The following is a 25,927-nucleotide window of genomic DNA, read 5'->3' as shown; positions in this document are numbered from 1 at the left end:
CGCATGCAGCGCGGCCAGCGCCCCCGGCGCGGCGGGCTCGGCCAGGCCGCACCACAGCACGCGCGGCGCGTCCGCCGGGCCGAAGGTACCCGGCCCGGTCAGCGCAAGCGCGATGGGGGCGGCCTCGGCCGCGGCGGAGCCGGTGGCTTCCGCGATGGCGTCCAGCCGGTCCGCCGGCGTGTCGCCGAGGAAGTGCAGCGTCGCGTGATAATCCGCCGGGTGCGTCCAGCTGCGGAAGGTTAGCGCAGTCCGTATCCGCGCCGCCCGCTCGGCAAGCGAACGGGATGCCTCCTCAGACAGCTCGATTCCAAGGAAAAGGCGAAGGTTATCCATGAACATTCCTCATTTTGTTCGGAAATTTGATGATTTGTCACGCGATCGGGTGTTTTTCCGGTTGCTGGTGGGGGACCGCTTTGTTATGATTAGCCTATCATGATTTTACACAAGGTGGGAATGCAAATGGCTAATCGTGCCTATAATTTCAATGCCGGCCCGGCCGCGCTGCCGCTGGAAGTGCTCGAGCAGGCGCAGGCGGAGATCGTCGAATTCGAGGGCAGCGGCATGTCTCTGATGGAGATGTCGCACCGCGGCGCCATCTATGAAGGCGTGCACCGCGAGACGGAGGACCTGCTCCGGGAATTGCTGAACATTCCGGACGGCTACAAGGTTCTATTCCTCCAAGGCGGCGCGAGCACCCAATTCGCCATGGTCCCGATGAACCTGCTGAAGCCGGGCACCGTCGGCGCGTACGTCGCGACCGGCAGCTGGGCGACCAAAGCGATCGAAGAAGCCAAGCTCTTCGGCGAGACGGCGGTCGCGGCTTCGTCCGAAGCGGACCAATACAAGCGCATCCCCCAAGCTTCGGAGATCGCGCTTCCGGACCAAGCGGCCTATCTGCATCTCACCTCCAACGAGACGATCGAAGGCACGCAATGGCAGTCTTACCCGGATACCGGTGATGTGCCGCTGATCGGCGATTTGTCGAGCGACATTTTGAGCCGTCCGTTGAATGTGTCCCAGTTCGGCCTCATCTATGCGGGCGCGCAAAAGAATCTCGGACCTTCGGGCGTGACGATCGCCATCATCCGCGAAGATCTGATCGGCAAACCCGCCGGCGCTGTGCCGACGATGCTGCGGTACGCGACGCATGCGAAGGCGGATTCGCTCTATAATACGCCGCCGACGTTTGCCATCTATCTGGTCAACCGGGTGCTGAAATGGGTGAAAGCCCAAGGCGGCGCGGCCGGCGTCGAACGCGTCAACTTGGAAAAAGCGGGCCTGCTGTACACTGCCATTGACGGCAGCGACGGCTTCTACCGCGGATTCGCCGACAAAGATAGCCGCTCGAACATGAACGTCACGTTCCGCCTCGCGAGCGAGGAGCTGGAGAAGCTTTTTGCCAAGGAGTCGGAAGCCCAAGGTTTCTCGGGACTCAAAGGTCACCGGAGCGTAGGCGGTCTGCGCGCTTCGATTTACAACGCCGTGCCGCTCGACAGCGTGCGCGCCTTGGTCGAATTCATGAACGATTTCGCCCGCCGTCACGGTTAATGGTGATCCGATAGCTACATGCAAGGAATCGGCTTTTCGAGCGAACCGCGGCCACGGCCGCGGTTTTTGCATGGCCGCCCCTGCCGGCGGCCCAACAGATGGGCGAACGTCGCCCAATAAGGAAGGAAGATGGGAACATGGCATTTCATATCGTGCTCGTGGAGCCGGAAATCCCGGCCAACACGGGGAACATCGCGCGCACCTGCGCGGCGACGGGCACGCATCTGCATCTGGTGCGCCCGCTCGGCTTTTCGACCGACGACCGCGAGTTGAAGCGCGCGGGTCTGGATTATTGGCACGCGGTTCAAATCTCCTACTACGACTCGTTCGACGAACTGCGTGCGGCTTACCCCGAAGGCCGATTTTTCTTCGCAAGCACCCGGTCTTCGAAACGGTACAGCGATGTCAGCTACCGGGACGGCGACTTCCTCGTCTTCGGCAAAGAGACCAAAGGGCTGCCGCAGGCGCTTCTCGATGCGAATCCGGGAACATGCATCCGCATGCCGATGACGGACAAGGTCCGATCGCTGAACTTGGCGAATTCGGCCGCGATCGTCGTGTACGAGGCGCTCCGGCAGAACAATTTCCCTGGGTTGGAAGGATGAGGTTCGACAAAAGTCGGCAAAATTCCCGAATTGTTGCACATTTTTAAGCAAAAACCTGACCGGGCAGGAAATGTTCAGCCGCTATCGAAAGTAAAGGAAAGAGCTAAAGGTTTCAGGTTTGGCTAGCTAGAATACCGGGGAAAGATTGGAGAGGAACTGCATTGAAACCTGCTGGTGTCGTAAGAAAAGTGGATCAGCTCGGCCGGATCGTCCTGCCGAAGTCGTTGCGCAAGCGCTATTCCATGAACGAGGGAGATCCTGTCGAAATTCTTGTACAGGGTGATCATATTATTTTGGAGCGTTATCGTCCTCGTTGCGTGTTCTGCTCGTCGATGGAAGGCGTAGGAGAATTCAAAGAGCGTTATGTTTGCGCGTCCTGCATGAAGGAAATGAACGCCCTGTAAGCAAGCATCGAAAAAAGCCGTCCCCAACCGCAATTGTCGGCGGGGGACGGCTTTTTTGTCCCTGCGGGAACCGGAATGCCATCGGTGCGGAAACGCCAAAAAACGCACCCTTCCCCGGCCGTACGCGCGGCTCTCGGAAAGGGTGCGTCCTGTATGCCGGATCGCCCCGGGTTAGGTAAGCGTTCGGCGGCTGATCGTCAGGCGATCAAAGACCCTTGGTCTTGTCTTCATTGTAAGAAGACGTCAACATCGCGGTAATAAACATCGCCATCACGAGAATGACGATCCAGAACTTGTCGCTCATGCCCAGGAACATCTTCGACACCTCCACTAAACTTCCTTTATTATACCCAACGTTCGCCAAAAAGAAAACGCAAAAAGTTGTGAACACCCGGCATACAATGTAACGTTCGTTGAACTGCGGTCCGCACAGGCGGAGGAGGCGGTACGATGGGGGAAGTCATCAATTGGATGGGCGGCTGGCCCAAGGATGGGCTGCTGTCCGCGGAGGAGTGGGAAGAGATGCGCCGGGAACAGGCACAGGCCGCCCGCGCGGCCGTGCAGGAACGCGCGGCGGCACCCGGGGGGATGCTGCCCGAGCTGCGGGAGCGGATCGCCGCGGGCTGGCTGGGATCGAAGGCGACGGCTCCGGGTGCGTCAGCCTCGATCTGGGCCGCCGCGGGCGCGGACGCGGCGCTGCAGCTTGCTTTCAAGCGCTTGCTGCGGCCGGGCGACATCGTGTTGACGGAGCGTCCGGCGAACCGGATGGCGCTTCAGGCGATTCGGCGCGCGGGCGCCGTGCCGGTCGGCGTTCGGGGGGACAGCGGAGGCATGGATCCGGACGCGGTGGCGGAGGCCATCGAAGAGCTGAAGCCGAAGATGGTGTACGCGGCCCCCGCTTGCACCGATCCCGAGGGAAGGGTCTGGAGCGGGGAGCGGGTCGCGGCATTGGCCGAACGATGCGCCGAGGGAGGAGTGAAGCTGCTGCTGGATGAGCGCCAAGCGGCGCTGGCGGAGCAGCCGGAGATGCGGCCGGCCGGTGCCGGGGGAGAACGGGAAGCTCCCGGCGGCGCCGCTGGAGCGGACATCGAGGAAGCGGCGGAAGAAGGCGCGACGGTGCTGGTTCTGCGCGAGCTTCCGCCGGGTCTGATCGGCGGTCTGCGGTTCGCTTGGCTGTTCGGATCGGGGCTGACCGACGCGGAGGAGCGCTCGCTGGCACAAGCGTACGCCCTCCCAGGCGAAGCGGAGAGCGTATCGGCGGCCGATCAGCTGGCGCTGCTTGCTTATGCGGAGCAGCCGGTCGAGCCGGCGCTGGCGACGCTGCGGTTTGTGTACCGCACGAGACAGACGCTGCTCGCCGAAGCGCTGGGGCGCCATGGGTGGTCCGAGGCGCTTCCAGCCGAGGCGCCGGCCGGCGTCCATACGTGGCTGGCGCTGCCCTTGGGTCTGGATGCGGAGGCGCTGCTGCGGGCCTCCTGGCTGAAGGGCGTGCTGTTCCAGCCGGGGGCCGCCTTTTACGCGTCGAAGCCCGATCCGTTCAAGCTGCGCCTCACGGCTGTCCACTCGGACGAAAAGGAAATCAAGGAAGGCGTGCGGCGCATCGGGGAGGCGATCGGCGAATTTATGGGCCGTTCGTCGGTGTAGCGGGGAGGGGAAGACCGGTGGTCGGCGAAAAAGCCGAGCGGCCGGCGCGATCCGGCGCGGACCGTTAGTACGATTCGCCGGTCGCCACGAGCACGCCGTCCTCGCGCAGCCGCACGTCCCGGCATTGCAGCCGCTCGTCTTCGACGTTCGTGCACCGGCCGTCGGCCTGGTCGAACGTCCAGAAATGCAGCGGGCAAAAAAAGGTCCCTTCCGTCCAGCGGACCTCGCCTCCGGCGTGCGGGCATACCGCAAGCAGAAGACGATAGACGCCGTCCTCGCTCCGAGTGAGCCAATACGGCGTCCCCTCGAGCTCTACTTCCGCCGGCAAGACGGCGAATTGATCGGCCGGGCCGATGATGGTCTCGCTCATATAGATCCTCCTTGGATATCGTCTTCGTTCGGGTCTTCGCCGCCCCGAAGGGCGCCGGGGACGAATGTCGCTTCATCCGCTTCGTCCTCGGCGTCGTCGGGGAATCCGGCCGCGCTGACAACTTCTATCATTAGATCCTCGGTGGCAGCGGCCCTGTCCGTGTCCGCTCCGCTCGCATCCGACGCGGTTGCGGCGGATCCTTCGGCGGCGAGCCATGTCTCCGCCCAGGGAAAACGGGTCGCCCACACCGCCGCGACCTCGCGGTATTCGCGGAGCGCCTCGGTACCGCCGGGCGTCAGCTCGTAGATTCCGCGCCGGGCATTGCGGAACCAGCCGTAGTAGTTGTCGCGCAGCGTCTGGCCGGCATTCGGAATGCCGGTCATCGCCGCGATCTCCCGCGGCGCGAGCGGGCCGGCGCACGACAGGGCGAGCGCGCACTGGAGCGCCCGCTCGCGATACGCCGTCACGAGCTTCCGGCGGACGCTGCCGCCGACGTTGTAGTCGCCGCTGCGGGCGTCGAACTCCCGGAGCAGGCGGGCGGTGCCGCGCTTGCGGCCGCCCGAAGCGTAGATCGCCGGCTGTTCGGCCGCCATCCCCGGCGTGCCTGGAAGCGCCTTCGGGCCAGCCGCAGGCGGCTCGTTCCACACTTCCAGCGTCGGCGCCTTCGTTTTGTAGAACGTCACCGTCATGAGGCCGAGCGCCAGGCGGCGGCACATCGCTGCGATCTCGGAGAACCGCTGGTTGTGCGCGCCTTTCTTCGCGCGGTTGCGCTCTACGGCGAGCCAGACGACGGCGCCGGTTCGCTGGCGCGCCAAGCCCTGAAGCAGCAGGGGGAGCGTAAACGTCTTTTTCATTTCCACGATTACGGGAAGAGGCTCGTCCGCCCGAACGGCGACCAGGTCGCAGCCTCGCACTTCCGCCTTCACTTCGTAGCCGCGCCGGACCCAGTACGCCTTGACCGGTCCGTACAGCTCCGTCTCATACTTGACGGCCATGAGGTACACCTCCGTATTCGCGCGCTTATTTGTCCTATTATAGCATGCTTCCGAATCCGTACGAACGGCCCATACGCAGCCCAGAGAACTGTTTTCGCCGTGGCATTTGGCCCCTTCGTTTCATAGACATGATTGGATAGCCGCGTCCATAGAATAGACGGAACCGCGAATCCCAATGTTAACGAAATGTCATTATTAGGAACCGTCGCGGACAGGCGGCTGTTTTTTCATCCTTATTTTCGGGGCAAATTCGTCCTTGTCGGCGCATAGTTATGTAGTACGTTTCGCAACGGAGAGACAGAGAGCGAGGGAGGAAGCGGCATGGACATCTTCAAGCGTCTCGCGGAGTATCGGACAGAAAGCGAGAAGCTGACATGGTCTGGCACCTTTCGGGATTATATCGACTTGCTGCGCCGCGATCCGGCTCCGGCGATGACCGCCCACGCGCGGGTTTATGACATGATCGTGTCGCACGGCGTGGAGGAGAACGGCGGGAGCAGGAAGTACAAATTTTTCGAAAACGACATTTACGGACTGGACCGGACGATGGAGAAGCTGGTGGAGGAATACTTCCACTCGGCGGCCCGCCGGCTCGACGTTCGCAAGCGAATCCTGCTGCTCATGGGTCCGGTCAGCGGCGGCAAATCCACGATCGTGACTCTTTTGAAAAAAGGGCTGGAGCGGTATTCCCGTACGCATCGCGGTGCCGTCTACGCCATCCAGGGCTGCCCGATGCACGAGGAGCCGCTTCATTTGATCCCGAACGAGCTGCGGCCCGAGGTCGAGAAGGAGCTTGGCGTGCGCATCGAAGGCAACTTGTGCCCCTCGTGCTCGATGCGCCTGCGCACGGAGTTCGGCGGGGATATCGAACTCGTCCCGGTCGAGCGGGTGCTGATTTCGGAGGATCTCCGCACGGGGATCGGCACATTCAGCCCGTCCGATCCGAAGTCGCAGGATATCGCCGACCTGACGGGCAGCATCGACTTCTCGACGATTACCGAATACGGCTCGGAGTCGGACCCGCGCGCCTACCGTTTCGACGGAGAGTTGAACAAAGCCAACCGCGGCCTGATGGAATTCCAGGAGATGCTCAAGTGCGACGAGAAGTTCCTTTGGAACCTGCTGTCGCTCACCCAGGAGGGCAACTTCAAAGCGGGGCGGTTCGCGCTCATCTCCGCCGACGAGTTGATCGTCGCCCACACGAACGAATCCGAGTACAAAGCGTTTATCGCCAACAAGAAAAACGAAGCGCTGCAGTCGCGAATGATCGTCATGCCGGTGCCGTACAACCTCAAGGTGTCGGACGAAGAGAAGATTTACGACAAGCTGATCGGCCAGTCCGATATGAAGCATGTCCATATCGCGCCGCACGCTCTCCGGGCCGCCTCGATCTTCAGCATTCTGACGCGCTTGAAGGACTCGAAGAAGCAGGGCATGGACCTGGTGAAAAAAATGCGGCTGTACGACGGCGAAGAGGTGGAGGGCTACAAGGATGCCGATTTGAAGGAAATGCAGAACGAGTACGCCGACGAAGGCATGTCGGGTATCGACCCGCGCTACGTCATCAACCGGATCTCGAGCGCGCTGATCAAGCACGACCTGCCCTGCGTCAACGCGCTGGACGTCCTGCGCGCGCTGAAGGACGGCCTCGACCAGCATCCTTCGATCACGAAGGAAGAGCGGGAGAAGCATTTGAACTTCATCTCGGTGGCGCGCAAGGAATACGACAACCTGGCCAAGAAAGAAGTGCAGAAGGCGTTCGTCTATTCGTTCGAGGAGTCGGCGCGCACCTTGTTCGAGAACTACCTCGACAACATCGAGGCGTATTGCAACTGGGCGAAAATCAAAGATCCGCTCACCGGGGAGGAAATGGACCCCGACGAGCGTCTCATGCGGTCGATCGAGGAGCAGATCGGAGTATCGGAAAACGCGAAGAAGGCGTTCCGCGAGGAGATTCTGATCCGGATCTCGGCCTATTCGCGCAAGGGGCGCAAGTTCGATTACAGCACCCACGAGCGGCTGCGCGAGGCGATTGAGAAAAAGCTGTTCGCCGATCTCAAGGACATCGTCAAAATCACGACGTCGACGAAAACGCCCGACGAAAACCAGCTGAAGCGGATCAACGAGGTGACGAAACGGCTCATCGACGAGCACGGCTATTGCCCCGTCTGCGCGAACGAGCTGCTGCGGTACGTCGGCAGCTTGTTGAACCGGTAAACGAGCCGAATCGGCGCGGAAGGAACGTTTGGGTCGACGCCGTTTCCCGGATCAAACTTTAGCGCAGCGATGCGGCATCCGGTCAGACGGCGAGTATGAAAGGGCGTCCGGCACTGCAATCGAACCCCGGCAAGAGCGCAACCCGCTCTCCGGGGTTATTCGTTCGACCGGGGAAGTCGGCATGAGTCTTAAGCCCTTTTTAACAAAAAGAAGCGTTGACAGCCGGGGCGGGCATCAGGCAAACTGAGGTCACATCTTACGCGATAGAGGTCATCATTTCGATGAAAGTTACATTGAAAAACTGGTTGCAAATTATGCTGCTCGCCCTGCCCTCTTTGTTCGCCTTTGCGACGCAGACGGTGACGGGCACCGTCAATCTGATCATGGTCGGCCATCTCGGCGTCGTCATCATCGCGGTCGTCGGCGTCTCCAACATCATCATGTACAACGTATTCGCCCTGTTTTCGGGGATTGGACATACGGTGAATTATTTGGTCGCGCAAAACTACGGCTCGAACGAGATGCGTAAAGGCATCCAGCGAACCTATCTCGCGCTGACGGCCAGCGTCGTCATCGCCGTCGTCATCGTGGCTGCCGGATGGCTGTTCAGCGGCGACGTGCTGCGGCTGACCGGCGGCTCCGCGAACTTGGTGGCGACGGGCGACGCCTACCTGGAGCTTCGATTCTACGCGATGGCGTTCGGCATCATCAGCTTCGTCTTCCACGGTTTTTTCCGCGGGGTCGGGGATACGCGCACGTCGATGATCGTCGCCATCGTCTCCAACGGCCTTATGATCGCGCTCACCTACGGCCTCGTCAACGGCGCCTGGGGTTTGCCCGAATGGGGAGTGAAGGGTGCGGGCGCGGCGATCCTGATCGGCGAAGCGTTCCAGCTCGTCCTGTGCCTCGCCGTCTTCTTCGGTCCGATGCACCGCCGCTTCGGTACCCGCTCGCTGCCGCGGCCGGATTGGCGCGAGCTGCGCCTCGTCTTCCAGGAGAGCGGCAAGCTCGGCTTGCAGGAATTTTCGATGAGCGTGTCCATGTACCTGTTCACGATGTTCGTCGCGCGGCTCGGGGACGAGGCGCTCGCGGCGAACGAGGTGGCGCTGAACGTCATGTCGTTCGGCTTTATGCCAGCCTTCGCCTTCGGCTCGACGGCGACGATCCTCGTCGGCCAGGAGATCGGACGCGCACAGCCGCTGCTTGCTCGGCGGGCGGGGACGAATACGGCGTTGATGGGCAGCATCTTCCTCCTGCTGCTCGGGACGGCGGAGCTGATCTGGGCGGTCCCGATCGCCAGGCTATATAGCCACGATCCCGCCGTGTACGAGATCGCGGCGCGGTTGATCCAGGTGTCGGCGTACCTACAAATTTTCGACGGCTTCTACAATTTCTACGCCGGGGGCTTGCGCGGCATCGGGGACACGACGTTCCTCATGCGCATCTCGCTGGCGCTCAGCTTCCTGCTCTTCGTCCCGCTGACGTATTTGTTCGTGAACGTGTTCGATTGGGGCAGCGTCGGCGCATGGCTGTCACTGTATACGTTCCTCACCGCGCTCGGCATGGCCGTGCTCATCCGGTTCTACCGGACGGACTGGCATGCGGTGCGGCTGAAAGAGGCCGGGGCGTAGAGCTTTCGCGGCGGGCGAAGGCGGCGCAGCGGGGGAGGGCTTGCCACCGCCGCGCGGCTGGATTAGAATGGAACTCCGACAAAGAAGAGGCTGTTCGCCCGGGCTTCGTTGCCCGGGGAACAGCCTCTTCCTCTCGCTTGGCGCGGCGGCGCGCACCCGCGCGGACGGCCCGCGTTAGCCGTTGACGACCGTACCGCCGTTCACGTGAAGCACCTGGCCGGCCATGTACGAGGAGTCTTCGCTCGCAAGGTACACGTAGGCGGGGGCCAGCTCGTCCGGCTGGCCGGCGCGCTTCATCGGCGTGTCCGAGCCGAACTTGGCCACCTGCGACTCTTCGAAGGTGGAGGGGATAAGCGGCGTCCAGATCGGACCCGGGGCGACGGCGTTGACGCGGATGCCCTGGCCGATAACGTTCTGGGAGAGCGAGCGCGTAAACGAGACTACGGCCCCTTTGGTCGAGCTGTAATCGAGCAGTTCCGGGCTTCCCTTGTAAGCCGTGATGGACGTCGTGTTGACGATGACGGAGCCGCTCTTTAGATGCGGCATCGCCGCCTGCGCCATGAAAAACATGCCGAAGATGTTCGTGCGGAACGTCCGCTCCAGCTGCTCGGGCGTAATCTGCTCCAGCTTCGGCTGCGGATGCTGCTCGGCGGCGTTGTTCACGAGGATGTGGAGTCCTCCGAGCTGGCCGACCGTCTGTTCGACGGCCTGCTTGCAAAAGGCCGGATCGCCGACGTCGCCGTCGAGGATGAGGCAGCGGCGGCCCTCCTCCTCGACCTGCCGCTGCGTCTCGCGGGCATCCGTATATTCGCTGAGGTAGACGATCGCGACGTTCGCCCCTTCCTTGGCATAAGCGATGGCGACGGCGCGGCCGATGCCGCTGTCGCCGCCGGTGATCAGGGCGACCTTGCCGGCCAGCTTGCCCGCGGGCTTGTAGACCGGCGATTCCGCTTCGGGCGTCGGATACATGTCGCTCTCCAGCCCGGGCTGGCGGTCCTGATGCTGGGGAGGGAAATGATCCGGCCGTTGCGGCGTCGTGTTGGCTGGCGCCGCTGCGCCGGGCTGCGCGTTCTGGGTCATGGTGAACCTCTCCTTTGCGGTTTCTATAGGAGTAAGTTAAACCAATCGGCCCGTTTCTACGCAGTTCTACGCGTTTTTGCGCGTCGTTTTTTTGCCGTCGCAGCTGAACAGCATCGTCTTGCCGTCGACGACCGTCTCCATGTGGACGGGTTTGCCCCAGAGCTTCGACAAATAGGGCAGCGTCCGCTCGGCATACTTCAAATCGAGCTCCACGCCTTCGTACCGATGCGTCACGCAAAGCTCGCCGCTCCGCTGCCAGTCGCCGTCGGTCACCTCCAAATAGGGGAAGCCGCCGTTGACGCGGGAGTATACGAGCTGGTCGCGAATATTTTCCCACGTTTTATCGGTGATCGTCCAGTCGGCCCCTTTTTTCTCGAAGACGTACAGATCCAGCTCCTCGGTCAGGCTTTTCGTCAAGTAGTTGCGCAGGAACGACGGGTCCGAGTCCAGCTCGCGGATCTCGAACATCTTTTCCCGGCCCCAGCGCTTTTCGATATCCTCGAAAATTTTCAGCCCGAGATAATAGGGGTTAAGCGAGCTGCGGGACGGCTGAACGACGGAGGAATTCAACTTGGCGTACTCGATCGTTTCGTCGCTTGTCAGCGAGAGCTCGCGCATGATGCGCTGATGCCAAAACGTCGCCCAGCCTTCGTTCATGATCTTGGTTTCAATCTGCGGCCAAAAGTACAGCATTTCCTCGCGCAGCATCGACATGACGTCCCGCTGCCACGGCTCCAGAAACGGCGCGAACTCCTGGATGAACCAGAGCAGGTCCTTCTCGGGGCGAGGGGGAAACTTGCGCAGCTCCGGCGTATGGTCGATTTCCCGCTGGCGGGCGAGCCGTTCCTCGTCGTCGAGCAGCCACAGATCGTCGTATGGGGACGCGGACGTTCCTCTTCCCGCGCGGCCTTTGTCCTGGCGCTGCTGCCACTCCATGTACCGCTTTTTGTCCAGTCCTTGCGGCCGGACGATGCCCGGATCGACGTGCTCCTGGATCGCCATGACGGCATCGAGAAACTTCTCGACCTCGTCGGTGCCGTATTCGATCTCGTATTGGCGGATGCGCTCGGCGGTCGCCGACATGCTCTCGACCATATCGCGGTTGGAGGTGGAGAAGCGGGCGTTGTTCTTGAAGAAGTCGCAGTGCGCCAGCACGTGCGCGACGATCAGCTTGTTCTGCACGAGGGTGTTGCCGTCGAGGAGGAACGCGTAGCAGGGATTGGAGTTGATGACCAATTCGTAGATTTTGCTGAGGCCGAGGTCGTACTGCATCTTCATGCGATTGAAGTTCTTTCCGAAGCTCCAGTGATGGAAGCGGGTCGGCATGCCGTACGCTCCGAACGTGTAGATGATGTCGGCCGGGCAAATCTCGTACCGCATCGGATAAAAGTCGAGACCGAAACCGCGGGCGATCTCGGTGATCTCTTCAATGGACGCTTCGAGCTTGTGCTGCTCGTCGATGGATGTCATCGGCATAGACCCCCTTCAGAAGCCATAGTTCCCACCACCTATGTATATGTAGGAACACGCCGCCGCGTGACAGCGGGACAGGCCCATCTTCTAGGAAACGCGGGTTGAATCGGGCGCCGCGCTCGCTTATGATAAATAGACGCCAACAAAAGAGAATGTACGTTCGGGAGGTGCCGTCTGTGACGGACTTCGTTTTCCGCGCGAGCGCGTACCCGGACCGGCCGGGCTGCTATCTGATGAAGGACGCGCAGGGCCGGGTACTCTATATAGGCAAGTCCAAGAACATCCGAAGCCGTTTGCGCGCCTACTTCAACGGCACGGACAAGCGGAGGCGGATCGCCGATCTTGTCCCGCAAATCGCGGAGATCGGCTACATCGTCGTCACGAACGAGCGGGAAAGCCTCCTGCTCGAGAACAATCTCATCAAAATCCACAAGCCGCCCTACAACCGCGCGCTGAAGCGCGACAACAGCGGCTATGCGTATTTGCGGCTCACGGACGAGCCCCTGCCCCGGCTGGACGCCTACTACCGGGATCGCCGGCCGGTGCGGGAAGTTCTTGCGGACCGGGCCGGCGACGAAGTCGCGGCGGCTTCCGAAGCCGGCAGCCGGGAAACGTCCTCGGGCGAGAGGTTCGGGCCGTTCGTGAGCGGACGGTTCCGCGAAGCGCTGATCGCTTTTGTGACGGAGCACTACCGGCTCCGCACGTGCGTCACGCTCCCGAAGCGGGCGTGTCTGCTATACCATTTGGGCAAATGCAGCGGCGTTTGCGCGGGCTATATATCCGAGGAGGACTATCGGGAGTCGGCGCGCCAGGCCGCGGAGCTGCTGGAGCACACCGGGGAGCGGCTCATTGCGGCGATGTACGCCCAAATGGAGGCGTACGCGGAGCAGCTGCAGTTCGAGAAGGCGGCACATATGCTCCACCACATCCGCATTCTCGAGCGGCAGCCGGAGCGGCAGATCGTCGATCGGGAGACGGAGGGGAGCCAGGAGGCCGTGTACTTCGGCGAAGACCGCGTCGTCATCGCGGGCGTGCACGAAGGCATGCTGCATCGGCTGGAGACGCTGCCGTGGGAACGAAGCGGCGAGGGTTCGGCTTGCGACCGCTTCCTCGTCCGGCATTACGCGATGGCCCAACGGCCGAACGAGATCATCGCGAGCGAGATCGGCGACGCCCGCGGCGTCCGTACCGCCCTGCGCCGGAGGGGCGAGCCCCCGGTCCGGCTGACGGTGCCGCGACGCGGGCTGAAGTACGAGCTGCTGCAGCTGTGCCGGGCGAATCTGGAGACGCAAATCGAGCTGGAAAACGCGGGCAGGTCGCCCGAATGAGCGGCGGCACGGCTCGGCGCTTGCGCTGGGCGGGTGCTCGTGATACAACAAGTTGTAACGAACCGTACGGGAAAGGAAGAGCGCGGTGCCAGAGGAACAGATCGTTCGGGAAGAGGAAACGAAAAGGCTGTCCGAGGTCATCGGACTGATCGATCGCCGGTTGCTGAAGGAGCTGAGCGTCCTGAGCGAGCGGAGAGGGGACGTCGTCGGCATCCGACAGGAATTCTGGGACGATCTTTCGATCAACTTTTCCGACGCGACGGAGCTGGGGGAAACGTGGAGCAGCATCGTGCAGCAGGCGGAGCTCCTGGTCGAGCGCGAGCGTAGCCACCGCGTGGCGTCGGAGGCGGCCGAGCGGCTCGCCCGCCAGCACGACAATCCGTACTTCGCGCGGATCGACTTCGCGGAGGCTGGGACGGACGGCCCCGCCGAGCGGATCTATATCGGGCGGGGCTCCCTCGTGGGCGAGGACGGAGAGACGTTCTACATTTACGACTGGCGGGCCCCCGTGTCGAGCCTGTTTTACGACCAGGAGCCGGGACCGGTCGCTTACGAGACGCCGGGCGGCGAGATCCAAGGGGAGTTGTCGCTTAAGCGGCAGTTCGTCATCCGGGGCGGCAAGCTGAAGCATCTGTTCGACACGGACGAGACGATCGGCGACGACATCCTGCAGGCGGTGCTCTCGGAAAAGTCGGACACGTCGATGAAAAGCATCGTGGCGACGATCCAAAAGGAGCAGAACCGCATCATCCGCGACGAGCGGCACAGGCTCATCGTCGTCCAAGGCGCCGCCGGCAGCGGCAAGACGTCGGCCGCGCTGCAGCGGATCGCCTATTTGCTGTACCGTTTCCGCGACTCGCTGACGTCGGACCAGATCGTGCTGTTTTCGCCGAATCCGGTGTTCAAAGGGTACGTTTCCCGCGTGCTGCCGGATCTCGGGGAAGCCAACATGCGGCAGATGACGTTCCGCGAGTTGATCGAGGCGCGGCTCGGCCGCCGCTTCGAGGTCGAGGACCTGTTCAGCCAGACCGAAGCGCTCGCCGCCGCCGAAGGGACGCCGGAGGGCGAAGCCCGCGAGAAGGCCGTCCGGTACAAAGGCTCGGAGCATTTCTTCGAGACGGTGGAACGGTATCTGAAACGGCTCGGCCAGTCGGGCGTCCGCTTCCGCCCGCTGCGCTTCCGCGGCGAGACGATCGTATCGGCGGACGAGATGTCGGAGCAGTTCTACGTAGCGTACGGCTCGGAAAGCTTCGGCGACCGGCTGGCCAAGCTGCGGCGCTGGCTGAACGAGCGGCTGTCCGCCTGGGTCGACCGGCAGCTGGAGGAGCCGTGGGTCGAACAAGCCGCGGAGCTCGCGGACGAGGAGGAGATCCAGCGGGCTTACGTGCAGGTCCGACGCGAGGGCGGCTATCACGACGAGGCGTTCGACGACGAGGACAAGATGACGGAGCTGCTTCTGCGCCGCGCCGCCGAGCGGGCGATCGAGCCGCTGCGCCGCGCGGCGAAGGGCTTCCGCTTCCTCGATCCGATCGGCACCTATCGCCAGCTGTTCGCGAGCCGTACGCTGTTCGCGGAATGCGCGCCTGACAGCCGTCTGCCCGATGGGTACGAGTGGATGGCGCAGCGGGCCGAGGAGACGCTCGCGCGCAAGACGATCGATCACGAGGATGCGACGCCGCTGCTCTATTTGATGGAGGCGCTCGAAGGCTTCCGCAAGGTCGAGGGGGAAGTGCGGCATCTGTTCGTGGACGAGGCGCAGGATTACTCGCCGTTCCAGGCGGCGTTTCTGCGACGCCGGTTCCCGCGGGCGCGGATGACGATCCTGGGCGACTTCAACCAGGCGATCTACGCGCAGGCCGAGGAGAGCGGCGGCTTCGGCGGCTGGACGCGGCTCGCGGCGCCCGAGGAGACGTCGGTGTGGCGCCTCTCGACGAGCTATCGCTCGACGAAGCCGATCGTGGAGCTGTCGAAGCGCATCCTCCGGCCGGAGGATGCCGCCGGCATCGCGCCTTTCCATCGCGACGGCGAAGCGCCGTGCATCGAGCGATGCCGGGACGGCGCCGATCTCGCCGACCGGGCGGCCCGCGACATCGCGGAGCTGCTGGCCGCGGGGCACGGGACGATCGGCGTCATCGCGAAGACGGCGCACGAGAGCGGCAACGCCTGCGCCCTCATCAAGGAGCGGCTAGCCGACGACGTGCCGGTCACGCTAGTCTCCGGCGGCTCCGCCAAGCTGCCGAAGGGCGTGTCGGTCCTGCCGTCGTACCTGTCCAAGGGCATCGAGTTCGACGCGGTGATCGTCTGGGACGCTTCGGAGGCAAGGTACGGCCGGGAACGCCACCGCAAGCTGCTGTATACCGTCTGCACCCGCGCGCTGCACGTGCTGCGCGTATTCCATACCGGCGAGCTTTCGCCCTTTTTGCGAGCGTAAAGACTTGCCTCCCGGGAGAGGAGGAGTTCATCCATGGAACAAGCGCGCCGGATACTAAGCCGATTCTTCGGCTACGACGCGTTTCGCAAAGGCCAGGAAGATTTGATCGGCGCGATCCTTGACGGACGCGACGTGCTCGGCGTCATGCCGACCGGCGCCGGCAAGTCCATCTGCTATCAGGTGCCCGCCATGCTGCTGCCGGGCGCGACGCTTGTCGTCTCGCCGCTCATCTCGCTCATGAAGGATCAGGTCGACGCCGTGAACGCGGCGGGCATCCCGGCTACCTTCATTAACAGCTCGTTGTCGGCAAAAGAAACGAACGACCGGCTGAGAGATATTTACGAGGGCAAATACAAGCTGGTCTACATCGCCCCGGAGCGGCTCGAGTCCGAGCGGTTCCGGGGGCTGCTGCGGCAGATCCGCGTGCCGCTCGTCGCGGTGGACGAGGCGCACTGCGTTTCGCAGTGGGGGCACGATTTCCGCCCGAGCTACATGTCGATCGTGCACCTGCTGCGCGACATCGAGCCGCGGCCGGTCATGGCCGCGTTCACCGCAACCGCGACCGACGTCGTCAAGGAAGATATCGTCGCGCGTCTTCGCCTTTCGGAGCCCATTCGCGTGACGACCGGCTACGCCCGGGACAATCTGTCGCTGTCCGTCGTGAAAAACGCGGACAAGCGGGACTATCTCGCGCGCTTCATCCGCGAGCGTCCCGGACAAGCCGGCATCGTCTACGCGTCCACCCGTCGCGAGGTCGACGCCTGCCAGCAGTATTTGGCGGGTCTCGGCTTGTCCGTCGGCAAATACCACGCGGGGCTTGGGGAAGAGGAGCGTGCGGCGACGCAGGAGGCGTTTCTGCGAGACGATCTTCAGCTTATCGTCGCGACCAACGCGTTCGGCATGGGCATCGACAAGTCGAACGTGCGCTACGTCGTGCACCACAACATGCCGAAAAACGTCGAGGCGTATTACCAGGAAGCCGGTCGCGCGGGCCGGGACGGAGAGCCGGGAGAGTGTGTGCTGCTATTTTCCCCGCAGGACGTTGTGACGCAGAAGTTTTTCATCGAGCAGAGCGAGGCGGACGAGGAACGCAAGCGCAACGATTACCGGCTGCTGAACGACATGGTCGAGTATGCGCATACGTCGGATTGCCTGCAGCGCAGCATCGTGCGCTACTTCGGCGAAGAGGGCGGCGAGCCGTGCGGCCGATGCAGCAACTGCACGGACGAACGGGAGCTGAAGGATGTGACGTCGGAGGCGCAGCTCGTCTTCGCCTGCGTCGCCTCGATGAAACAGCGGTTCGGTGTGACGCTGACGGCCAAGGTGCTGCGCGGGGCGAACGATGCCAAGGTGCGCCAGTTCGGCTTCGACAATCTGAGGTGGTACGGCCGGATGAGCGGCTCGTCCGAGAAGGAGATCGTCCAGCTCATCCATGCGCTCGTCGCGGACGGCTATATGAAGCTGTCGGACACCCAATACCCGGTCGTGCTGCTGACGGAGAAGGTACGTCCCGTGCTGAGCGGCGACGAGCGGGTATTCCGGCGGGTGGAGCCGCCCGCCGCGGCTTCGGCCGGCCGGACGCGCTCCGGCTCGCGCGGATCCGGAGGCTCGCAGGTGGCGCCGAAGGACGCGGCGCTGTTCGACCGGCTCCGCGCGCTGCGCAAGGAGATCGCGGACCGGGAAGGCGTGCCGCCGTTCGTCATCTTCCACGACGCGACCTTGAAGGAAATGTGCGAGCTGCGCCCGGCGTCGGAGCATGAGATGCGCCGGGTCAAAGGGATCGGCGACGCCAAGTTCGCCAAGTACGGCCGGGCGTTCGTTTCGCTCATTCGCGAGTGGGCCGAGTGAGACGGCCGCGGATCGCCCGTACCACGTAGCCAATGAGGCGCATTAGGCGTATTTCATCTCAATTTTCTCCATGCGCGCCTGGTCGGGCCGCCACTTCGGCATGCCGTACTTCGGCAGATAGCCTAGCAAGTTCAGCGCGGGCTCGACCGATGCCTCCTCGTTCATCTTGCCGAGAAGCTCCCAACAAGCGTAGACGTCGGACAGGGCTCGGTGCGCATGCTGATTGGCGATGCCGTACCGGGCGCACATGTCGTTCAGCGTATGCGGATATGGATGCCGCATCCGGCTGATCGTCAGCGTATCGAGGAAGTCGTTGGAGAACGAGCGGCCGGCGAGGCGCTGCAGCGCGTGATGCAGGAAGCTGAGATCGAACATCGCGTTATGCGCGACTAGGGTGCTGTCTCCAATCACCCGGTTCAGGATGCGAAAAGCGGTGTCCTCATCCATGCCGAGCGCGAGTTGGGCGTCCGTCAGGCCCGTCAGCTCGGTGATTTTGGGCGCGAGCCGCCCGTCGAAGCGGACGAGCGTCGTGAACTGGCTCACAATTTCGCCTTCGTAGCAGCGGATCGCCGCCATCTCGATGACGCGGTCGCGGGCGGGATCGAGCCCGCTTGTCTCAAAGTCGAATACGGTAATGTTTTGAAGACGCATGGCAATATCCTCCTGCAACGGATTCCTATCCATCCTATTACCCGATTCTGGAACTGTCGAGCGGAACGGATGTTTGGCCCATGCGGGAGCTCTACCAAGGAGGTTGGGCGGTTCGTGAAGCAAGATTTGGTGACGGGAGCCGACCGGGGCGTCGGCTTGGCGTTGACGGAGGCGCTGCTAACGATTCATCGGCGATGGCTGCCGACGGAGAGCGCGCCATACCGCCGGAAGATGCCGCTGATCTGCGCTCCCAGTTCCTCCCCGCACTCGACGAACACCGCGACCTCCGGCCACGGCGTTCGCGGTCTTCGGCCGGTCCCCGCGTGCCTGCCTGCCAGCACGCGTATCGCGTAGCCAATCGCAAATCCGCCGAAAGCTCCGATCAACCCCCACCAGATCGGCCCCCACGGCAGGGCGAAGCCGCAGCTGGCGCCGATGACGGCGCTGGCCGTGGCGCAGGCGAGCCCGACCTCGATGCCGTCCACGCTTCGCTTCTCCGCCGACGCCTTCGGATCCGGCGCGGTGTCCATCCCGACCGCCAGGATGCGGGCCGGATTCACGCCCAGCCGTTCTATCTCGACGAGCGCCTGCTCCAATTCCAGCGTTTGCTCAAAAGTCCCGATGACCAGCACGGACGCCCTCCCGCTTACCCGAAAATATCAAGCTCGGACTTGCCGTAACGCTCGTTCAAGTATTGGCGCTGCTCTTTGCGGAACAGCTCGTTCATCTCGATCGTCGTCATATAGGCATGGTACATGGAGCCTCCTACGACGGATGGCATAAACAGAAGCCACTGCGGCACCAGCATGGCGGTGGAATCCCGCAACTCGCCGGTCAGCAGTTCGAGAACCGCCGGATAAAAGTGGGACAAGTGCGTATAGATCCACCACCAGAAGATGCCGTAAAAGGCCAGACCGAACCGGTGGTTGTAAAGCTGCCCCAAGCCGGGGAACAGGAAGGAATAGTACAAGCCGGCGGCCGGATGCTTGCGTTCGATATATTGGACTTCGAGCGGTGTGAGAAGGACGCGCCGGATCGGAGGCTCGAAAGCTTCCCCCAGCAGCGCCAGCTTGTTTTGAACGAGGCACTGCCGGTAGCTGTCCCATATCGCGAACAGATAAACGGCGATGTAGCCGACGGCCCAGTCGGGGCGGAGGACGGAGGTCGCTCTGCCGAAATGACCGCAGAACGAATTCACCATCGCTTCGTTCACATGCGCCAACGAGTTGATGATGACTTCCGACAGCGTCAGCAGCAATCCTCGCCAATACTGGTTCAGCATGTAATGGCCGAACCCCGGGAATGCCGCCGACCACCAGGCCACCATATAGGGATTTCGTTTAAGCAAGCTTGTCGTGCCCCAGGTGCTCAGTCGAGACAGGGCAGATCTGGATGTAGGATTCATAAATCTAGTTTGTAATTTGTTTCCATATTTATACGTGATTGGTGGGAGGAGGGGGCTTTTTCGGCTCCCTTTTCCTGTTTTCGGTTATTCGAGGGACCCTCAGGACATACTTGAAGGGAATTTTACGCGCGCCGGAAACGGGGGAACGGCCGATGTTGTGGACGGTTTATTTTACCGCCGCTTTCTTGCTGCTAATCGCGCTGTTCACTTGGAAAGGCCATTCGATGCACCTTTTTGAGATTCTGACGGTGTGGATGGCGGTCGTTTTCATGGACGATCTGTATGTCGCTTCCCTGACTCTGCAGCTCGGGTGGATCGAAACCTCCGGCGTAGGCGTGACCGCTTTCGTGCGCATGATTCATCTGCAGATCCTGACGCCGCTCATCGTCGTTTGGGGCATGTCGCTGACCGACCGGATCCGGCCGTTGTACGGGAAATGGATGGCGGGGGCCGCAACGAGCCTCGTGCTCGCGCTCATCCGCATGCATTTATCCTCCTGCGGCGTCATCCGGATCGTCACGGAGAAAGGGAGGATCGTCGATATGCTCGAAGCGCTGCTGCTGATCGTTTACGCGTTCGCCGTTCGGGCCGCCTACCGGGTGCTGCTCCGAAAAGACGGTCTGCGCCTATGAACGCCCTGAATCACGCTTACGTCTGGTTCAACGTCGTAACGCTGCTGGCTGCGTACGGACTGGCGCTGCGGCTGCCTCGGGCGATGCCGGGTTCGATCGCCGCGCTCGTCATGATCTTCAGCCTGACGGCGGCCAAAGGACTCGACGACACGATCGGAATGAAGCCGTACGATTGGTACGATATCAATGTTAGTTCCAGCATCGACTTTTGGGACCTGGTTACCTGGATGATCTATCCGCCGGTCGGCTATTTGTTCGTATACCTTTTTCACGTTTGCCGGATAAGAGGGCTGTCGATACCCGTTTTTTTGCTGTTGTCGGCCCTGATCGGAACAGGGTTCGAATGGCTCGCCACCGTCTGCGGGGTGTTTCACTACAAAGGCTGGTCGCTCCGGTACTCTTTTTTAATGTACTTGGTCGTGCAGGCGGCGACGCTTGCGTTTTTCGTCGTTTTGAAGCGGCAGTACCACAGAACGAAGGCTATGCGCTGAGCGCTTGCCGGAACCGTCCGAGAAGCCGCCGCTACTGGTTGCGGCATCTGCAAGAAGAAATAAGGCGCGTCCGCCCGAACGTCGTTGCCCTCCGCATGGTCTTCCTCTACAATGGGATGAGGTTTGCGCTTGAGGAAAAACGAACCAAGGGGGGGAGCGCCATGCGCAAACCGATCGCGGCCGGGCGCGGCTTGCCGCTACTCGCGACGCTGCTGCTCGCGACGCCGCTGCTCGCGACGCTGCTGCTGGGCGGCTGCAGCTTTGCCGGCGACAAACCGTCTTCGGCCTCCGTTACGGGGCCGCAGTTGGCGTGGGCGTTCACCCAAGCCGATCAGCATCCCGAACAGCGGCTCGTCGAGGTGATCGACGGCGCCCGCCGGACGCTGGACGTCGCCATTTACAGCTTGACTTATCCGGACATCGTCCAAGCCATCAAAAACGCCAAAAAACGGGGCGTCGACGTCCGTCTCGTGACGGACCGCATCCAATCCGGCGGCAAATCGCAGCAGGAAGCGCTGAAGCTCCTAGGGAGCGCCGGTATCCCGATCAAGATCAACCGCCATAGCGGCCTGATGCATCTCAAGATGACGGTTGCCGATCGGGAGGTCGCAACAACTGGGTCTTTTAATTACTCCAAATCCGCAAGCACGACGAACGACGAGATGCTGGTTGTTGTCCGCAATCCCGAGGTAGCGGCCGCGTTCGCGGACGAATTCGAACGGATGTGGAAAGACGATAAAGGGTTCGAGACGATCACGCCGTCGATCGCCCAACCCGGAGAGGTCGTTCCGCCCGCGGATGAAGGAAGTAAGGATGCGAAGGAGGAAGGCGGCGAAGAAGCGGCCGCGTCGGTCGCTCCTTGCACGGCGCCCGAGATCAAAGGCAACATCAACGCAAAGGGCGACAAGATCTATCATGTCCCGGGCGGCGCGAGCTACGACCGCACGAAAGCGGAAGAGATGTTCTGCACCGAAGCCGACGCCGAAGCCGCCGGCTTCCGCCGCGCTTCGAAATAATTCTGCACCTCCGCGCCCGGGCGGCTGTCACGCCGCCCTCCCTATCTTAATAGGATAGGGAGAGGGGCGTGGTGCGCATGCAAGCGCAAGGTTACGACGGAAAAAAAGCCGTTTTTCTGGCGGCCGTTTGCGGACAAACGTATACGCAGTACGACAATCCGGATGGCACGTTCGTGCTCCCGGCCAACTACAAGATGGTAATCGCGTTAAAAGGACGATCGTTCGACGGGTCCCGGGAATGGTTCGGCTTCGTGCTCGAGTCGGCGGACGACGCGATCGTGGCGTTTCGGGGAACGAGCTCGACGTCGGACTGGGTATCCGATGCGATGGCGACGCAAGCCAGGTTCAAATGCGTGAGGGACGGAGGTCTCGTCCACTTCGGGTTTAACGGCATCTACGAGTCGATGCGCGATGAGGTGCTGGCTGCCGTGCGGAAAATATCGGCAAGCAAGCGCCTCTATATTACCGGACATAGCCTGGGCGGGGCTCTGGCCACCCTTTGCGCGTTGGACGTCTCCGCCAATACCCGTTTTCGCGCCCCGAACGTGTACACATTCGGATCCCCGCGGGTCGGCGATGCCTCCTTTGCCGGCTCCTACGGCGCGCGGATCGGGGCCGGCTATCGGATCAACAATCCTTACGACGCGGTCACGCATATTCCTCCGTTCGTGTTCAAGCTGCCCAAGCAGCAGGAGACTTATTATTACACCCATACGCGCCGTTCCGTGTCGCTACCGTTTCAGCGGGGGAGCTTCTCCGCCAACCACATACTCGGCAGCTATTACGGCGAACTGGCGCAGCGGGAGCCGACGTATGCGGAGCGGATGTGCAAGGCCAATCCGGGTCTCTGTCCGGGATCGGCCTAATCATCGCCTAGAGAATCAAATCCATCGGAACGGATCGAAAGCTGTGCATGCCGGGGTAGACCCGCTGCACCGCTTTTTTTGGCTTTATGACGATATCCACTTTACTCAGGAATATTGCCGTTTAGCGCTTTATGACGATATCCCCTTCGCTCAGGAACTTTTCCGTTCGGCCGGATAAAGCATGTCATCGTTCCCGCTCGGCCCCCTTAAAAATGGTTTTTTGACGATATCCCATTGGCTCAGGAACAACCACCGTTTGGCTGGAGCCGCAGGCTTATGAAGGAAAGGATGGAGGACGGCGACTGGCGTTGGAGTACTGTGAAATGCGGTTGTCGAAAGGCCGGGGTAACGAATGACAGAGGCGACCATGATGTCCCTGAGCGAAGGGGATATCGTGCAAAAGAACCGGACGATTCGTGATCCTGAGCGAAAAGGATATCGACAAAAAGGATCTCACCGTCGTCCCCAACCTGAGCGAAGGGGATATCGTGCTAAAGAACCGGACGAATCGTGATCCTGAGCGAAAGGGATATCGACAAAAAGGTTCTCACCGTCGTCCCCAACCTGAGCGAAGGGGATATCGTGCAAAAGAACCGGACGAATCGTGATTCTGAGTGAAAGGGATATCGACTAAAAGGCGCTCGCCGACGTGCCCAACCTGAGCGAAGGGGATATCGTGCAAAAGAACCGGACGAATCGTGATCCTGAGCGAAAGGGATATCGACAAAAAGGTTCTCGCCGACGTGCCCAACCTGAGCGAAGGGGATATCGTGAGAATGCGGTCAAATAAGCAACTGTGAGCTTCCGCCCAAAGCCGTCTAAAGCCGGCATCTCCCTCATAAGTATGAGGGGAGGAGGGAGCCCAAATGGACGAGCAGGTTGCGCGGTATTTCGAGTTGAAACAGCGGCAAAGGGAAATCGAACAGGAACTGGGCGAGCTGCGGACATCGCTGCTCGCGTATGCGGAAGCGAACGGGAGCGCGGGGTGGGAAAACGAAAGCTACCGCGTAAAGATCGTGGAGCAGGAGAGACGGGAGTACGACGACCACAAGCTGTTCGAAGCGCTTCCGGATCCCAGCCTTTGGCGGCTGCTGTCCCGCGCGGACGGAGCCAAGATCGCGAGCCTCGTGAAGCTGGACGTGCTTTCGGAGGCATCGCTGCGCGGAACGTATTCGGTGAAGCCGGTGTCGGCGTTCCAGGTCGAGAAGAAGTGACGACGGATCACGCGTCAGCAGCGCGGCTGAGATGTATGTAAACGAACGGCTCACCGCAAGAACGGCCAGGCCGGGACGGGGAAGCGGGCGCTTCCGACCGCCCGGCTCGGCCGTTTTTCGGTTCAGACGCTGAAATGCTGTCGGAAGGTGGCCGGCGTCATGCCCGCGAGCTTGCGGAAGGTGCTGACGAAGTGGCTGTAATCTTGAAAGCCGACCTGCCCCGCGATCTCTTTGACCGGGCGTCCGGGAAATTTCAAGAGAAACTCCTTGGACTTTTGAATGCGGAATTGAAGCAAATATTGATAGGGACTCATGCCCCAGCTTTTGCGGAACAAGGTGCTTAGATGCTGGGAGCTGATGCCTAGCGTCTCCGCCATTTGCGGAAGGCCGAGGCCAGGATCTCCGTATTGCTCCTCGATGAGCAAATAGAGGGGGGTCAGGCGCTCGTGGCCTTTGGACAAGGAGGGGCGCCCGCTCACCTGGATATGCTGCTTGACCTTCGTCAGAAAAGCATACACCTCGAGCGAGCCGCTCATGCCCGCGAAGTCGAAGCTGTATCGGCACTTCTCCCCGTATTCGGCATGGAGCCGCCCCAGCGGGGAGTCCGCCTCCCAGCCGAACGGCGTCATCATCGGCAGGTCCATCGCCGCGGCGATCGGGTTCGCGAGCGCGCCGTCGAACGTCATATACCAGGTCGACCACTTGGCGGTAAGCGGCCGATAGCTGTGGGGGACGTTCGGCTTCAGCAGGATGCCCTGGTGCGGCGAGAGCCGGAACGTCCGGCCGCCGACCTCGAATTCGCCGCTGCCTTCGACCGTATGGAGCCAGTGGTAGCAGTAGAAGCCCTGATCCCGGAAAATGGCGCTCTGATGCTCGTCGTAACCGATGCTGTCCAGATGAAGCGGGAGGCGCTGGTCCCATTCGGTCGTCACGAAGTGCCGGGAGTAATAATCGGTCATAGCCGCAACTACTTTCATTTTTTTATATGGAATCCGATGTATCTTATATTTTAAATGGATTTTTCTTGATTTACAATGAGGTCAGGAGTTGGATTTTCTTATATAATTACGAGGAGCGTGACCAAAAATGACTGTAAAGCTTGGGTTCATCGGCACGGGCGGGATCGCCAACCATCATCTGCAAAATCTCACCAAGATGGAGGGGGTGCGGCTATCCGCCTTCTATGACGTAGACGCGCAGAGAGCGCAGCAAGCGGCATCCGCGCACGAAGGCGCGAAAGCGTTTTCGAACCTGGACGACATGCTGGACGGATCCGAACTGGACGGATTATATATCTGCGTGCCTCCGATGGCCCACGGCGAGGCGGAGCGCAAGGCGATCGAGCGGGGCATCCCGTTCCTTGTGGAAAAGCCGCTCGGCATCGACGGCACGCTCCCTTCGGATATCGCCGCCGAGGTTCGGGCCAAGGGGCTTCTCACCTCCGTCGGCTACCACTGGCGGTACAACGAATCTGCCGCGACCGCCAAGGAGCTGCTCGCCGGGAGCAAGCCGGGGATGGCGCTGGGCTATTGGATGGGCGGCATGCCGATGGTGCCGTGGTGGCGCGTGCAGGCGGGCTCCGGCGGCCAATTCGTCGAGCAGACGACCCATATCGTCGACCTGCTGCGGTACCTGTGCGGCGAAGTTCGCGAGGTGTATGCGGCCTATGCGCTGCAAGTCATGGATGAGCAGGTGCCCGGCACGGACGTGCCCGACGTCGGGACGGTGACTATGAAGCTGGCGAACGGCATGGTCGCCACGATCTCCAACACCTGCCTCCTGCCCGTCGGCCACCATGTCGGACTAGACATCTATACGGATCGGGGCGTGCTGGAACTGCGCAGCGACGAGCTGCGGGAGGTGACCCGCGAGGGCACGCAAGCCCGCAAAAACGTCGCGAATCCGTACTACGTCGAAGACGAGGCGTTCGTGCACGCCTTGCGCACCGGAGACGCTTCGCGCATTCTCTCGAACTATGACGACGCGCTGCGGACGCACGAGGTGACGGTCGCGGCCAACGCTTCCGCCGCCAGCGGCAAGCCGGTCGCGATCGGCTAAAGAAGCCAAAACGACAGCCA

The 25,927-nt window shown here is 61.8% G+C and carries 24 protein-coding genes; 15 read left to right on the top strand and 9 right to left on the bottom strand.

Features of this window, described 5'->3' with window-relative positions:
- The coding region (gene thpR / locus LKX83_RS20675; RefSeq protein ID WP_227884434.1) for an RNA 2',3'-cyclic phosphodiesterase at positions 1 to 333 on the bottom strand (333 nt) is incomplete at its 3' end.
- Positions 334 to 459: 126 nt separating this feature from the next.
- Between thpR and serC the strand changes: the two genes are divergently transcribed.
- From serC to LKX83_RS20655, 4 genes are all read left to right on the top strand, one after another.
- A complete protein-coding gene (serC, locus tag LKX83_RS20670; RefSeq protein ID WP_227884432.1) occupies positions 460 to 1,548 on the top strand; it encodes a 3-phosphoserine/phosphohydroxythreonine transaminase in 1,089 nt (362 codons plus the stop codon).
- A gap of 137 nt (positions 1,549 to 1,685) precedes the next feature.
- Positions 1,686 to 2,153: a tRNA (uridine(34)/cytosine(34)/5-carboxymethylaminomethyluridine(34)-2'-O)-methyltransferase TrmL gene (gene trmL / locus LKX83_RS20665; protein WP_227884429.1), complete on the top strand. Its 468-nt coding sequence runs from the start codon at positions 1,686 to 1,688 to the stop codon at positions 2,151 to 2,153.
- 161 nt (positions 2,154 to 2,314) lie between these two features.
- Positions 2,315 to 2,557, top strand: coding sequence for an AbrB/MazE/SpoVT family DNA-binding domain-containing protein (locus LKX83_RS20660; protein WP_227884428.1), 243 nt, complete (start codon positions 2,315 to 2,317; stop codon positions 2,555 to 2,557).
- Between the two features lie 450 nt (positions 2,558 to 3,007).
- Positions 3,008 to 4,201, top strand: a complete 1,194-nt coding sequence (locus tag LKX83_RS20655) for an aminotransferase class I/II-fold pyridoxal phosphate-dependent enzyme (RefSeq protein ID WP_227884426.1) — start codon at positions 3,008 to 3,010, stop codon at positions 4,199 to 4,201.
- 64 nt (positions 4,202 to 4,265) lie between these two features.
- On the opposite strand, the gene LKX83_RS20650 is transcribed toward LKX83_RS20655, so the two are convergent.
- Together LKX83_RS20650 and LKX83_RS20645 are read right to left on the bottom strand one after the other, a co-directional pair.
- A complete protein-coding gene (locus LKX83_RS20650; RefSeq protein WP_227884423.1) occupies positions 4,266 to 4,571 on the bottom strand; it encodes a Rieske (2Fe-2S) protein in 306 nt (101 codons plus the stop codon).
- Positions 4,568 to 5,566 (bottom strand): DUF2161 family putative PD-(D/E)XK-type phosphodiesterase, encoded by a 999-nt coding sequence (locus tag LKX83_RS20645; protein ID WP_227884422.1) that lies wholly within the window; start codon positions 5,564 to 5,566, stop codon positions 4,568 to 4,570. Before LKX83_RS20645 ends, LKX83_RS20650 begins: the two co-directional genes overlap by 4 nt.
- Before the next feature lie 321 nt (positions 5,567 to 5,887).
- Between LKX83_RS20645 and LKX83_RS20640 the strand changes: the two genes are divergently transcribed.
- On the top strand, positions 5,888 to 7,783 hold the full coding sequence (locus LKX83_RS20640) for a PrkA family serine protein kinase (protein ID WP_227884421.1): 1,896 nt from the start codon (positions 5,888 to 5,890) through the stop codon (positions 7,781 to 7,783).
- Positions 7,784 to 8,064: 281 nt separating this feature from the next.
- Positions 8,065 to 9,414, top strand: coding sequence for an MATE family efflux transporter (locus tag LKX83_RS20635; RefSeq protein ID WP_227884419.1), 1,350 nt, complete (start codon positions 8,065 to 8,067; stop codon positions 9,412 to 9,414).
- Positions 9,415 to 9,588: 174 nt separating this feature from the next.
- Here the strand turns inward: LKX83_RS20635 and LKX83_RS20630 are convergent, their stop codons facing one another.
- Positions 9,589 to 10,494 carry an SDR family oxidoreductase gene (locus LKX83_RS20630; RefSeq protein ID WP_227884418.1) on the bottom strand — a complete coding sequence of 302 codons (906 nt, stop codon included), beginning with the start codon at positions 10,492 to 10,494 and terminating at the stop codon, positions 9,589 to 9,591.
- A gap of 66 nt (positions 10,495 to 10,560) precedes the next feature.
- Positions 10,561 to 11,964 carry a SpoVR family protein gene (locus LKX83_RS20625; RefSeq protein ID WP_227884416.1) on the bottom strand — a complete coding sequence of 468 codons (1,404 nt, stop codon included), beginning with the start codon at positions 11,962 to 11,964 and terminating at the stop codon, positions 10,561 to 10,563.
- Between the two features lie 179 nt (positions 11,965 to 12,143).
- Between LKX83_RS20625 and LKX83_RS20620 the strand changes: the two genes are divergently transcribed.
- The 3 genes from LKX83_RS20620 (at position 12,144) to recQ (ending at position 17,574) form a co-directional block, all read left to right on the top strand.
- Positions 12,144 to 13,295, top strand: a complete 1,152-nt coding sequence (locus LKX83_RS20620; protein WP_227884414.1) for a GIY-YIG nuclease family protein — start codon at positions 12,144 to 12,146, stop codon at positions 13,293 to 13,295.
- Positions 13,296 to 13,380: 85 nt separating this feature from the next.
- Positions 13,381 to 15,726 carry an RNA polymerase recycling motor HelD gene (helD, locus tag LKX83_RS20615; protein WP_227884409.1) on the top strand — a complete coding sequence of 782 codons (2,346 nt, stop codon included), beginning with the start codon at positions 13,381 to 13,383 and terminating at the stop codon, positions 15,724 to 15,726.
- 33 nt (positions 15,727 to 15,759) lie between these two features.
- Positions 15,760 to 17,574, top strand: a complete 1,815-nt coding sequence (gene recQ / locus LKX83_RS20610) for a DNA helicase RecQ (protein ID WP_227884407.1) — start codon at positions 15,760 to 15,762, stop codon at positions 17,572 to 17,574.
- A gap of 42 nt (positions 17,575 to 17,616) precedes the next feature.
- On the opposite strand, the gene LKX83_RS20605 is transcribed toward recQ, so the two are convergent.
- The 3 genes from LKX83_RS20605 to LKX83_RS20595 all read right to left on the bottom strand — a co-directional run bounded on the left by LKX83_RS20605 (position 17,617) and on the right by LKX83_RS20595 (position 19,573).
- Positions 17,617 to 18,225, bottom strand: coding sequence for a 3'-5' exonuclease (locus LKX83_RS20605; RefSeq protein ID WP_227884404.1), 609 nt, complete (start codon positions 18,223 to 18,225; stop codon positions 17,617 to 17,619).
- A gap of 185 nt (positions 18,226 to 18,410) precedes the next feature.
- Positions 18,411 to 18,857, bottom strand: coding sequence for a hypothetical protein (locus LKX83_RS20600; protein WP_227884403.1), 447 nt, complete (start codon positions 18,855 to 18,857; stop codon positions 18,411 to 18,413).
- A 14-nt stretch (positions 18,858 to 18,871) separates the two neighbouring features.
- Positions 18,872 to 19,573: a hypothetical protein gene (locus tag LKX83_RS20595; protein ID WP_227884401.1), complete on the bottom strand. Its 702-nt coding sequence runs from the start codon at positions 19,571 to 19,573 to the stop codon at positions 18,872 to 18,874.
- A gap of 209 nt (positions 19,574 to 19,782) precedes the next feature.
- Here LKX83_RS20595 and LKX83_RS20590 point away from each other — a divergent pair, with 209 nt between their 5' ends.
- From LKX83_RS20590 to LKX83_RS20570, 5 genes are all read left to right on the top strand, one after another.
- The gene (locus LKX83_RS20590) at positions 19,783 to 20,262 is read left to right on the top strand and encodes a hypothetical protein (RefSeq protein WP_227884400.1); all 480 of its coding nucleotides are present in this window, start codon (positions 19,783 to 19,785) and stop codon (positions 20,260 to 20,262) included.
- Positions 20,259 to 20,753, top strand: a complete 495-nt coding sequence (locus tag LKX83_RS20585; protein ID WP_227884399.1) for a hypothetical protein — start codon at positions 20,259 to 20,261, stop codon at positions 20,751 to 20,753. Before LKX83_RS20590 ends, LKX83_RS20585 begins: the two co-directional genes overlap by 4 nt.
- Before the next feature lie 161 nt (positions 20,754 to 20,914).
- Positions 20,915 to 21,769 carry a phospholipase D family nuclease gene (locus tag LKX83_RS20580; RefSeq protein ID WP_227884398.1) on the top strand — a complete coding sequence of 285 codons (855 nt, stop codon included), beginning with the start codon at positions 20,915 to 20,917 and terminating at the stop codon, positions 21,767 to 21,769.
- A 77-nt stretch (positions 21,770 to 21,846) separates the two neighbouring features.
- Positions 21,847 to 22,635 carry a lipase family protein gene (locus LKX83_RS20575; RefSeq protein ID WP_227884439.1) on the top strand — a complete coding sequence of 263 codons (789 nt, stop codon included), beginning with the start codon at positions 21,847 to 21,849 and terminating at the stop codon, positions 22,633 to 22,635.
- Positions 22,636 to 23,501: 866 nt separating this feature from the next.
- Positions 23,502 to 23,849, top strand: a complete 348-nt coding sequence (locus tag LKX83_RS20570; protein ID WP_227884397.1) for a hypothetical protein — start codon at positions 23,502 to 23,504, stop codon at positions 23,847 to 23,849.
- 122 nt (positions 23,850 to 23,971) lie between these two features.
- Here LKX83_RS20570 and LKX83_RS20565 read toward each other — a convergent pair whose 3' ends face one another.
- On the bottom strand, positions 23,972 to 24,808 hold the full coding sequence (locus LKX83_RS20565; protein WP_227884395.1) for an AraC family transcriptional regulator: 837 nt from the start codon (positions 24,806 to 24,808) through the stop codon (positions 23,972 to 23,974).
- Positions 24,809 to 24,935: 127 nt separating this feature from the next.
- On the opposite strand from LKX83_RS20565, the gene LKX83_RS20560 reads away from it, so the two are divergent.
- Entirely contained in the window at positions 24,936 to 25,907 is a 972-nt protein-coding gene (locus tag LKX83_RS20560) for a Gfo/Idh/MocA family protein (RefSeq protein ID WP_227884394.1), read from the top strand.
- The last annotated feature ends 20 nt before the right edge of the window (positions 25,908 to 25,927 follow it).

This window comes from Cohnella baijiui (genome assembly GCF_020731285.1).
GTDB lineage: Bacteria > Bacillota > Bacilli > Paenibacillales > Paenibacillaceae > Cohnella.
This window is presented reverse-complemented; position numbering and strand designations above follow the sequence as displayed.